Annotated in this window: 9 protein-coding genes and 2 pseudogenes; 6 read left to right on the plus strand and 5 right to left on the minus strand. The window is 31.7% G+C overall.

The window, feature by feature from the left end:
- Positions 1 to 130: 130 nt before the first annotated feature.
- Positions 131 to 373 carry a hypothetical protein gene (locus CIK00_RS05995; protein ID WP_101768002.1) on the minus strand — a complete coding sequence of 81 codons (243 nt, stop codon included), beginning with the start codon at positions 371 to 373 and terminating at the stop codon, positions 131 to 133.
- A gap of 308 nt (positions 374 to 681) precedes the next feature.
- Here CIK00_RS05995 and CIK00_RS06000 point away from each other — a divergent pair, with 308 nt between their 5' ends.
- The 4 genes from CIK00_RS06000 to CIK00_RS06015 all read left to right on the plus strand — a co-directional run bounded on the left by CIK00_RS06000 (position 682) and on the right by CIK00_RS06015 (position 3,970).
- Entirely contained in the window at positions 682 to 1,437 is a 756-nt protein-coding gene (locus CIK00_RS06000; protein WP_101768003.1) for a ZIP family metal transporter, read from the plus strand.
- A 245-nt stretch (positions 1,438 to 1,682) separates the two neighbouring features.
- Positions 1,683 to 2,411 carry a nicotinamide riboside transporter PnuC gene (pnuC, locus tag CIK00_RS06005; RefSeq protein WP_101768004.1) on the plus strand — a complete coding sequence of 243 codons (729 nt, stop codon included), beginning with the start codon at positions 1,683 to 1,685 and terminating at the stop codon, positions 2,409 to 2,411.
- A complete protein-coding gene (locus CIK00_RS06010; protein WP_101768005.1) occupies positions 2,408 to 3,151 on the plus strand; it encodes a nucleoside phosphorylase in 744 nt (247 codons plus the stop codon). Before pnuC ends, CIK00_RS06010 begins: the two co-directional genes overlap by 4 nt.
- 123 nt (positions 3,152 to 3,274) lie before the next feature.
- On the plus strand, positions 3,275 to 3,970 hold the full coding sequence (locus tag CIK00_RS06015; RefSeq protein ID WP_101768006.1) for a Crp/Fnr family transcriptional regulator: 696 nt from the start codon (positions 3,275 to 3,277) through the stop codon (positions 3,968 to 3,970).
- Positions 3,971 to 4,045: 75 nt separating this feature from the next.
- Here the strand turns inward: CIK00_RS06015 and CIK00_RS06020 are convergent, their stop codons facing one another.
- From CIK00_RS06020 to CIK00_RS06030, 3 genes are all read right to left on the minus strand, one after another.
- Entirely contained in the window at positions 4,046 to 6,151 is a 2,106-nt protein-coding gene (locus CIK00_RS06020) for a S9 family peptidase (RefSeq protein WP_233426540.1), read from the minus strand.
- Between the two features lie 684 nt (positions 6,152 to 6,835).
- Positions 6,836 to 9,250: an ATP-binding protein gene (locus CIK00_RS06025; protein ID WP_101768007.1), complete on the minus strand. Its 2,415-nt coding sequence runs from the start codon at positions 9,248 to 9,250 to the stop codon at positions 6,836 to 6,838.
- Positions 9,247 to 9,591 carry a hypothetical protein gene (locus tag CIK00_RS06030; protein WP_101768008.1) on the minus strand — a complete coding sequence of 115 codons (345 nt, stop codon included), beginning with the start codon at positions 9,589 to 9,591 and terminating at the stop codon, positions 9,247 to 9,249. Before CIK00_RS06030 ends, CIK00_RS06025 begins: the two co-directional genes overlap by 4 nt.
- Positions 9,592 to 9,774: 183 nt before the next feature.
- Between CIK00_RS06030 and CIK00_RS06035 the strand changes: the two genes are divergently transcribed.
- Together CIK00_RS06035 and CIK00_RS21510 are read left to right on the plus strand one after the other, a co-directional pair.
- Positions 9,775 to 11,139 (plus strand): diguanylate cyclase, encoded by a 1,365-nt coding sequence (locus CIK00_RS06035; protein ID WP_101768009.1) that lies wholly within the window; start codon positions 9,775 to 9,777, stop codon positions 11,137 to 11,139.
- A 55-nt stretch (positions 11,140 to 11,194) separates the two neighbouring features.
- Positions 11,195 to 11,686, plus strand: a pseudogene (locus tag CIK00_RS21510) (transposase); the annotation flags it as partial.
- A gap of 284 nt (positions 11,687 to 11,970) precedes the next feature.
- Here CIK00_RS21510 and CIK00_RS06040 read toward each other — a convergent pair.
- Positions 11,971 to 12,224, minus strand: a pseudogene (locus tag CIK00_RS06040) (type I secretion system permease/ATPase); the annotation flags it as partial.

Here is a 12,224-nt window from a genome sequence, read left to right on the forward strand (position 1 = left end):
TTATGAGATAGATATTATAAATGAAAATTAATATCTTGTGGTGGAAAGATAATTAATAGAAGTAAAACATGCAAATATATTTTTAATTAGAAATGAATTTATCAGCATGTTTTAGTGTATTAAATAATGATTATTCGTCATCGTTATTGATGATAGTGACGGGACCATAATAATGGTGGTGATGATGCGTTGTGTAATGATGGTGGTGAGTTTCTTTATGTGCAGCACCAACACCACCATGGATATGATGTCCATGTGATGGTTCATGTTCGCGATATTGTTGATGATCTTTATCATGCTTGTGTTTTTCATCATCAGAGTAGTGATGCTTCATTGTTTCATGTGTTGATTCTTTTGTTTTTTGAGTTGCCATAAATACCTCTATTTTATGATATATCGGGACTCACTAAGCGTAGTTCAGTTTTTTATTTTAAATGAAATTTTGATCCTATTTTTATATGCTATTTGGAAACATTAGAGGTCGTTAAATATAATTGCTTGATAACTAATCAATTATATTATTCTCTTGATGTGTTTAATTGCTTTTTTTTTATTATTAATACAAATTTTAGTAATAATTGATATTGTTGCTATATGGAATTAATGTTTTACATTCAAATCGTTCGCAGAGTAATCCTGTAAGTGCTATAAAGTCAGTTGATTAACTATGCGGAATACAACATGAATCTCGATGAATTTAAAATATTATCAGTAGTGCTTATTTTTGTGACTACTGTTCTCGCTGGCTTGTATCCGTTTATTCGTAAATTTAAAACGACTCGACCTTTAGAATCACCAGCCGCAGAAGCTTTAGCATCAGGTGTTTTTTTGGGTGCCGGTCTTATTCATATGTTGGGTGACGCTTCAAAATCATTTTTAAAACATGGTATTGAGTATCCTATCGCTTTCGTATTAGCGGGCTGTGTGTTTTTACTATTATTGTGGTTTGAACACTTAGGTCGTCGTTTAGATGAGCATGGTGATAGCAATAGCCCTGCATTTGCTGTTTTAGCGATGATTATTTTATCTATTCATTCGTTATTGGCGGGTACGGTACTTGGATTAAGCGGATCTATCACTATGATGGTGATGATTCTCATTGCTATTTTAGCGCATAAATGGGCGGCAAGTTTTTCATTGGCAGTGCAATTAAGTAAAAGTCGACTGTCGTTACGCCAATCTTTAATCATGTTTGCGCTCTTTACCATAATGTTGCCTATTGGGGTTGGGTTAGGATCGGGGATTTTAGAATATACTGATAATTATCCATTATTAGAGCCGATCTTTTATTCATTAGCTGCGGGCACATTTTTGTACCTTGGTACATTGCATGGCTTAAAACAATCGACGTTGGTTGATAAATGTTGTGATTTAAGAAACTTTACCTTTGTTGTAATCGGGTTTGCGCTAATGGCTGTGGTTGCTATTTGGGCTTAATTGTTTTGCCTCTATAATATCCTATCTTATTGTCCGCGTTAGTTCCTTTTAGCTAACGCGGAACAGCCTTTTCTGAGCAATAATCCTACTGTCATTACATAATTACGTACTTGAGTGAGAAACTGATGTGCTAATTATTCAAAAGTTGATCCGCCTCACTTGCGATGGGACAAATGTCCTGATCTTAGGTAAATATACCTTTTACAATAGCGTTAAATTATTAATGAGAACAAAAGGAATAACAGATGGATTTTCTTGCTTGGTTTGATATCAATAACACCCTTGTTAATTTCCCCATTGGTGACGGCTATGCAATGTCATGGATTGAAGCCATTGGTACTGTCTTTGGTCTGCTATGTATTTGGTTTGCCAGTAAAGAAAAAACCATAAACTTCTTTTTTGGTCTTATTAATGTCACCTTATTTTGTATTATTTTCTTTCAAATTCAATTGTATGGGTTGTTATTACTGCAAGTGTTTTTCTTTGTCGCCAATATTTATGGTTGGTTTGCATGGACAAGGCCAACCAGTGAGGGCGATAACTTAGAAGTTCGGTGGTTAAGTAAGCAAAAATTAGCCATGACAGTGACGTTAAGTGTGATTGCGATTGGGTTGCTAACGGTTTATATCAACCCTGTGTTTTTTGCTTTAGCTAATTTAGCGGTAGATGTGTTAAATGTTTTAGGTGCTAATTTAGCAGCTCCAACATTACAACCTGGCGCGTTCCCATTTTGGGATGCAACCATGACCGTACTGTCTATTGTTGCTCAAATTCTGATGACACGTAAGTATGTTGAAAATTGGATTGTGTGGGTGATTATTAACATCATCAGCGTCGGTTTATATGCCGCACAAGGTGTGTATGCACTTTCTATTCAGTATGCGATTCTGCTCTTTGTTGCTGCGAATGGCGCCCGTTGCTGGATTGCAATTGCTAACAGAAATAAACCACAAGCTAAGAAGGTTATCGCATGAATCAGCAACCACACTTATTAATCAGCCACGGTCAGATTGCCACTGGTATTTTAGTCTGCGGTGAGCCAGATAGGGTTAATCGCATTGCAGAACGTTTCTTAACAAATAGTGTGTTAATTGCTGAAAATCGTGAATACCGTATCATTAATGGCGACTATCAGGGTAAGCCCGTTACATTGTGTAGTACGGGGATGGGCGCACCATCAATGATTATTGCTTTAGAAGAACTCAAACGCTGTGGCGCTGAATATATTATCCGTGTTGGCTCAGCAGGGGCACTGCAATCAAATATTGGTTTAGGTGAAATCATTGTTGCCGAAGGTGCGGTGAGAGATGAAGGTGGCTCTAAAGCGTATATTCCAAGTGAATTTCCGGCTATTGCTGATCATCAATTGGTTCACTTATTAAAAACGGATTTATCGCAACAGAATATCAACTATCATAGTGGTATTGTACGTTCTCACGATAGTTTTTATACCGATGATGAAGACAGTATTTGTGAGTATTGGCATAAAAAAGGCGTATTAGGGGCTGATATGGAGACTTCTGCCTTATTAACGGTGGGTCGTTTACGTCAACTAAAAACAGCCGCAATTCTGAATAACGTGGTGCTTTATCAGCAGAATGTAAGTGAAGGGATTAGTGCTTATGTTAATGAAGCTGAAGATATGATTAAAGGGGAACAGTTAGCTGCCCATACTGCGCTGAATGCCCTATTAAGGTTGTTTAAGTCTATTTAATCACCAAATTAATAGCCCGATTTTTATAAATTGGGCTATTTTAATGTGCACTATAAATTTTCCTATTCAGTGCCATAAAAACCCGCTATCTTGATTTAAAATGAAATAACAGTGATATGCGCAATGCAATTGACTCCTTCCTCCTCAATCCGTTTTAGTGATTACCTAACTCAACATTATGCGAGCTTTCGCCTGGCACTATATAAGTGTCAAATAGGCAGTAAACGCTACCAAATCGGCGATGCTATCATGCAGCAAGGTCAGGATATTACTCAGTTAATGATTGTGCCTGTTGGACGAGTGTCGATGCATATTTGTGCTGTTAATGGGCGTCGTTTTCAATTAGGAGAGATGGACTGTAACTATAATGTCTTTGGTGAAATGGAGTTCTTTACTAAAACACCATGCCAATGGTCTGTTGTTGTTGAAGAAGCGATAGAAATTGACATTCTTGATATAAAAAAAGTAGAGAAATTACTGTTAGAACGCCCTGAATTTAGTTTGTTTTTTGCGTCTGCATTGGCGCTTGATTACCAAGACTCGCTTGATATTTACACCCACCGTTTATTACATCCCATTACTTACAATATTGCATTTGATTTACTTCAGCACGCCCGTAATTCGATGACCCTTGGTCGATTTAATAAAGCAGATAAAGAGGCTGAACGGTTTGGTACATCAAGCCGTGTTTATCGACGCGCATTAAAGACATTGATTCAGCAAGGATTAGTTGAGAAACAAGGTTCTGAGCTTATTATTGTGGATTTGGCTGGGTTACAGAGGTTTGTGGATCATTTTGAAGATTATGAATTATCGTAAGTTATTTCTGAATATTTAAAATAATAATGGCGACTGATTAAGCCGCCATTGTTTGATGTTATTGCTCAGCTAGACCTATTTCTGTTCAGCTAATAGATCAATAAAGAACGCATATTCTAGTGCATCTTCACGTAATGCCTTAAAGCGACCTGATGCGCCACCATGACCTGCTTCCATATCAACTTTAAACAATAGACAGTTATCGTTCGTCTTAACATCACGCAGCTTAGCAACCCATTTCATCGGCTCGAAATACTGTACTTGTGAGTCATGTAAACCCGTAGTCACTAATAGGTGAGGGTAGTCATGAGCGGTAATATTATCGTAGGGTGAATAGCTCAACATATAGTTGTAGTATTCTTTGTGGTTTGGATTACCCCACTCATCATACTCGTTAGTTGTCAGCGGAATTGATTCATCCAACATGGTGGTAACAATATCAACAAACGGTACATGTGCCGCGATACCGCAGTAAAGCTCAGGTGCTTGGTTGATAATCGCGCCCATCAATAAACCACCCGCAGAGCCACCGACAGCGAAGATCTTGTCTTTCGCGCCATAGCCTTGTTCTACTAATGATCGGGTAACATCAATGAAGTCATTAAAGGTGTTTTGTTTGGTGAGTTTCTTACCATCTTCATACCATGGACGGCCCAACATTTCAGAACCACGAATATGCGCAATAGCATACACAAAACCGCGATCTAATAAACTTAATCGGGTTGATGAAAAGCTTGGGTCAATGATAGCGCCGTATGATCCATAACCATATTGATACAACGGGTTAGTGCCATCTTTTTTAAAGCAATCTTTACGATAAACCAGTGATACCGGAACGGATTTACCATCACGAGCGGGTACCATAATACGTTCAGAACGGTAATTATTCGCGTCAAAATCACCGAGGATTTGTGCTTGCTTGAGTACTACATTACTACCATCGTTAAGATTAAAATCGTAGTGAGTACCTGGTGTGGTCATACTTGAGTAATACAGGCGTAATTTGTCTGAATCAATCTCTTTATTACCGTAGAGATAAAGTGTGAATGCTTCATCGTTGAAATGCAATTGTTGCTGCTGTTGAGTGTGAAGATCACGCACAGTAATGCGAGTTAAGCCATTCTCACGCTGCTGATATACTAAATAATCATTAAAGATCTCGTAATCTTCCAGCATTGCGCCTTCTTGCGCAGGGATCACGTCTTGCCAATGATCTTTATTGCTAATATCAGTTGTAGCCACTTTCATTAAGCGGAAGTTAACCGCTTTATAGTTAGTGTGAATATAGAACCAGTCATTAAGCTTGGAAATGCTGTATTCCAACCCAACTTCACGATCTAAGAACGAGATTGCTTGCGCATTGGCATCATTAGCATCAATAAAAGAGACGGCACTGGTTTCTGTGCTTGAATGCCAGATATAAATTAGTGAGTTGTCTTTGCTTTTACCGATTGAGGTATAGAAAGTTTGGTCAGTTTCTTCAAAGATCAACTGATCGTCAGCTTGTGGTGTACCTAAGCGGTGACGATAAACCTGATAACCTAATAAGGTTTGTGGGTCTTTGTGAATATAATAAAACGCTTGGTTATCATTTTGCCAAGCAACAGAGCCACAGGTTCCCGTGATTTCATCAGCAAGATATTGACCTGTGGTGATATTTTTAATTCTAATAGTATAAATACGACGGCTTACCGTGTCTTCACCATAAGCTAATAAATTTTCATTAACACTAATACTGACACTGGAAACATCATAGTAATCATGCTCAGATGCGAGTTGATTTAGATCAAGTAATACTTGTTTATCGGTGCCCGCAAAATCAGTCGCACGTACTGAAATAGGGTATTCATTATCACCAGAGACTTCACTTGAATAGTAATAACTGCCTTGCTTTACAGGGACGGTATTATCATCTTTAATAATACGTCCTTTTAGTTCATCAAATAATGTTTGCTGTAATGCAGTGGTGTGTGCCATTACTGCATCGGTATAACTATTTTCAGCATCAAGATGCGCGATGACCTCAGGATCAGTGCGGCTATCATCTCGCATCCAATAGTAATCATCAATACGGGTATCATTATGGATGTTCATCTCATGGGGGATTTTCTTAGCCACAGGGGCAGTTATGGCCAGAGTGTTGCTATTATCATGAGATGTCGCTGATGTTGTGTTATTCAAAGTGTGATCCTTTTGTGGCTACTGAGTGAGATAAATGGCTCAGTAATGCCAATAGATACAGCAATATTATTTGCTTTGATAGTAACAATCTTGGGGCTACTATTGGTTTTTTCAATCCTTAGTTTTATAAAACAGAATGGTAAGTAGTAATACAAATGGAGGATGATTATTAGTGACAGAGAGTAGAACAGTAATTGATGTTTATATTATGAGTTTATCTAATTGAAGTTATTGGTTTTTATGTGATTTATAAAATCGTTTTTGCATGTTGCTGAGTCCGTTTTGTCATTATGTTACCTATTCATATTAAAAGGAGATGATATCATCTCTGAGTAGGAGGTGAAATTTAATGTACCATTAAAAAGCGAATAAAAGATCGAGTTCATACATTCAGACTGTTCTTAATATAGTGATGTATTTACGTGTATTATTTGTCATTTGTACCAGATGTTTATTAAGGGAAATTAGTTAAAGATGTTATCTAGCCATCAATGACTATTAAAATACTCTAGCTAAACGGGATGGTGGTATATTTAAACAAGAATATTTACTTTATAAATGTGAAACTATTGACGAAATGATTTAATTTGAGAAAAAAACACCAGATAAAGAGAATAAAAAAGGCCAAGTGCTATGTACTGAGCCTTTATTTAAAATTATCAACTTATTTTAAGATGAAATACGCTATGACAACTTTTTATTAGATGATATAACATCAGCAATAGTACTATATAAAATTTCTCTTTTTAGTGGTTTTGATAGATATTTGTCCATTCCTGAATCAAGACATTTCTGAATATCTTTTTCTATGACACTTGCGGTTAGCGCTATAATTGGTGTTCTTTTTTTATGATATTCATTTTCATATTCTCGAATTTTTATAGTTGCAGTAAATCCATCCATTTCTGGCATCATACAATCCATTAAAATAATATCGTATGAATTCCCATTTTTAATTTTATTTAGTGCTTGTAATCCATTCTCTGCGATATCTATAATGTATCCTTCTTTTTCAAGATGAAGCTTTACAACTTTTTGATTTACAATGTTATCTTCAACAACTAATATTTTTCCATCTACTTTTAGAGTATCTGATTCATTGTTACTTATTGATTTTTTAGATGTTAATGATATTATCTCTTCTATCATTTTATCTCCAAATATAGGATATGCGCTAATACTATCAGCAAGTTCATATATGTTATCAGGTGGATTTGAGATATCGTAAATGATAATTACTTTAATATTATCAATTGATTCTCGCATTTCACCAATAACATTCCGTGTCAAATTGTCATTTATATGTTCATAGATAAAAATATTGAAACCAAAATCATTATCAAATTCCTTTGGTTCTATACGATAGAAATCCAACTCATTGACTAAAAGATTTTTTACATAATCAGTTTCAATTCTATAAACGATATTACATTTAGATAATTCTTTTTTTAATTTTGGTTTTAATCTAATTATTTTCATTGGTAATTTAAAAGAAAAGATAGTTCCAATCCCTTTTTTAGATTCTACATCTAATATACCATCCATTTTATCTATTAATAACTTACAAATATTTAAACCTAACCCTGTACCACCAAATTTTCTTGTTATAGTGTTATCAGCTTGTACAAATGGGTTAAATATGTTTTTTAAATTCTCCTGATCAATACCAATACCAGTATCTTTAATAGATATGTATATATTTTCTGTTTTTTTATGAATATCAAATGTAGTTACTTGTACTGTTATTTTTCCTTCTTCTGTAAATTTAATAGCATTAGAAATTAGATTGATTAATATTTGCTTTAAACGTTGCTCATCAATATAAACTGTATCAGGAATATTACTTGGTATAATAACTTCTAATGACAATTGTTTTTCTTGTATTTTATTTAAACTTAAAGATATTGAATCATATATTATTGTTCTAATGTTTGCAGAGTGATTATTGATTTCTAACTTACCTGATTCAATTTTTGACAGATCAAGAATATCATTAATTAAAGCGAGTAAGCTATGAGAAGACGAATTAAGTATAGATAAATATTCTTTTTGATTAATATTAAGATCGGTACTCGATAATATCTCTGACATTCCAATAATGCCATTTAATGGTGTTCTTATTTCATGTGACATATTGGCTAAAAATGTACTTTTTTCTATATTTGCTTTAATCGCATTTGATTTTGAAATTAAAATATTTTTTTCCAATTTTGATATTTTACGATATATATATATAAGTATCAAACAAATTGAAACTAAAGTTAATAAAGCTAATAAATGTAGGTTTTTCTCAATTTTATCTAAACGATTTTTTATCTTTATAGGTGTTTTTTGTTGTAGTAAATTTAGCTTATCTTCAATGACATGCATCGTTTTTCGCAACTCTAAATGCAACCCAAATTGATGGTTAAATCCAATTTTTTCATAAATGTTGATAATGTTATTAAAATTATTATTATAATTAATTATTTCATGATAAATGATATTATCATCATTCTTTGCGTTATTTACTAACTTATTTATTTCTAAGATGGCTTCTTTTTTACTTTTTATACTTGGATATAATAGGAATTTATTTATTTTATATGATGTGTTAATAAAATTTAATAATATTGATGTTTTTTTTAATTTCAATAAATCCATTGTTAGTTTTGTGCTGAAATATTTATTTATACGTAATAAGTTATCTTTATTATCATATTCAGAATGTAGTGTTTTTTTTAACTTTATAAATTCATTGAATTTTGATTCATATTTTCCAATTGCAAGGTATATGTCTGGAAATGAAATATTTTTTTCAAACCCTCCATTATTTAAATCAGATTCTATTTTTTGAATAATATTATTTAATGATTTCTTGGAAATATTTAGTTGTTCTATATATTTATACTCCATCCGCTCTATGAAATCTTTTTCATTTCTTCGTATTGATAACATGTCATTAATTGATTTTGATATTGACAATTGTATATTTCTTAATTTATTTTCTTCATTTCTATATTCATGATTTACAAAAAAATAAAATAATAATAGTATGACTAATATTGAAAATCCACTTAACATTTGACCTTTAATTGTTTTAAAACTATTTTTAATCATATGTTTTGCCTTAATTTTTCAATCTCTACTTTTATTTCAATTAATATTTCAGGTAATTTATTTATTACATGATTTAAATCATCTGTAGTTATATTTTCATTTTTCGATGTCTTTATTTCAATCGCCCTGAGAGATGATGTTAGATCTTTTTCACCAAAACTTTCTAATATTCCTTTTAATGAATGTGACGATATATATATATCATGCCATTTTTCGTCACTAAAATAGTCGGTATAATAAATTATAAAATCTTCATATTCAGATAGAAATAATTCTAAAATTGTAATAATCGATTCTTTATCATTATCTAGTTCTTGATAGAATGAAGATAAATTTATCATAATATACTCCTTTAAATATTGTCTTTATTATATTAGACATTTTTATTGTAAATTTTCAAATTTAAGTGTGATGCATATCCAAATTTCAATAAATAACGAGTGATAAAGTGGCGATAAATATTCAAAAAATATAGTGTTAATAAGAGGATAATGACTAATTAGATATTTATAAGGCGGCTTCTAATGTTAGATCTATTAGATGAAAAATATAAAAAATCGTCCGTTTTAGTTGTAGATGATGAAAATTTAAGTTTGGAATTATCAAATAGAATATTATCGCCATTATTTACTGTGTATTTAGCTACTAATGGTGAACAGGCGATTGAATATGCTTTATGTTATAAACCAGATCTTATATTACTAGACATTATGATGGAAGGTCTTGATGGAACTGATATATGTTACGTTCTGAAATCAAAGCCTGAAACAAAAAATATTCCAGTTATTTTTGTTACTAGTCATTATGAAGATAAGATGCAGATGAAATGCTGGAAAGCTGGTTGTGTAGATTTTATCACAAAACCTATTAATCATTTAACTCTTACACATAGAGTAAAAACACATATAGAACATAAAATAAAGACTGAAATATTAGAGTCTTTAATAAAAAAAGATAGATTAACAAATATTTCAAATCGCTTCGCTCTTGATGAAGATTATCCTGTTGCAATAAATTATTGTCAGAGAAATTTAGCTTATTTTTCATTGTTAATGATCGATATTGATGATTTTAAATTGTTTAATGATACTTATGGGCATACAAGTGGAGACAATACATTAATAAAAGTTGCATCGATAATTAAAAAGTCATTAAGTAGAAGTACAGATAATGTATATAGATTTGGGGGGGAAGAATTTGTCATTCTTCTTCCTAATACAAATAATACGGGTGCTGAAATGTTATCAAAAAAGATTATTTCAGCATTAAATTCAAATAGAATTGAAAATAAAAAAACAAAAATTGGTTATGTAACTATAAGTATTGGTGGTGTAACTTATTTTTCAAAAAACATCCCGAATGACATGGTTGAGGCCTTAAATGTTGCAGATAATGCTTTATATAAAATAAAAGGTAATGGTAAAAATAGTTATTTTATAGAAGATAATGAATTACATCAACAGACGATATTAAATAGTTCAACATTATTAGATAAAGAAATTTCACTTATTAAAAATAGTGAAGATAAAAGTAATTATTATATGTGTTGGGATAAAGAAAGTTCAATGAATAGAATTGGTGACGATAGAGATTTTTATATTGAAATCATTGAGATTTTTATAAATACATTTCCTGAATATGCTCTACAATTAGGAAATAATATAGATAATAATGATAGAGGAAAAGTTATTTTTTTTAGTCATAAATTAAAAGGAATCTGTGGTGATATAGGAGCTGATCGTTTATATGAATTTTTGACGATTATCGAAAATATAGCAAAATTAGATAATATTGAAATTATTGGTGAGATATATAATAAATTACTATTAGAATTTAAATTAGTGAAGAATTTAATGAATAATGAATTCAACTTTTCTTCTGATATATAATGATACCTATAGTTGTAGATAGTAAAAATTAAATGTGAAATAACTTGTAGTATTAATATTTTTCATATTCGAATTTATACAAACATATGGGACTTAAAAACAATGTAAAGAACGTTTATTTAATCTACGTTGGGTAAAATGGTTACGTTTCTCATGAATGTGGCTTGAAACGTTATTGTGAACTTAAATATTGACTATTATATCAATGTAATAAATGTTGCCATCAAATGTCATTGACGTCAGATATTTTTTCATCATTAAAAATTACCGTTTTTTTAGCTATTTATCTTATTACGCAAGATGAAAATAGTATTTTAATATTAGAACTAAAGCGAAAAGTGAAAACGGTACTCAGGTCGAATATCTTTATATTTGCGATTTTTTTGAATGAGGAATGTCATCCTATTTATACGCAGTAAGTATAATTTCTTGTTTGAAAAAACAAAATACTTGTTATATCAGATAGCTTATATTTTTTAATGGACTGACAACGGCAGATATTATTTATGGTTCATTATTAAAAAATGGTAAGGAGTTTTATCAATATTAAGCTTTATTTTATTGAGTAGACCTGATTGGTAATCAGGTAAGCTTATTCGTAATGATTGATTTTATTCTCTCATTATGAACAATAAACGATATATTGTTAGATACTGTGAATTTAATAGCAGATCTTTTAGTGTTTTCTTCTAAATTTAATCAACCTATTAAATAGGAATACTCACTTTAATTTTAGGAAATTGTTTGTACTAAAGTAACCTTTGTTACTTTTAAATGGATAGAAATATGAAAAGTTGCTATCTATTAAGACAAAACCAATGTCAAACATCATTATGTATTGATTGATACTTGATTAATATTACCGTTACGTAATGTTTGTAATACTTGTTCTTTAGGGCCGTCAGCAACGATATGACCATGTTCCATAACGATTAATCGATCAACCACATCAAGCATTCCCGTTTTATGGGTGATCAAAATTAATGTCTCATCTTGCTTCATTTGACGTAACTGCTGCTTAATATACATTTCTGAACGATTATCCATACTACTTGTAGGTTCATCCATAATAAGTACCGGTGGTT

The sequence above is a fragment of the Photobacterium carnosum genome (genome assembly GCF_002849605.1).
GTDB classification, from domain to species: domain Bacteria; phylum Pseudomonadota; class Gammaproteobacteria; order Enterobacterales; family Vibrionaceae; genus Photobacterium; species Photobacterium carnosum.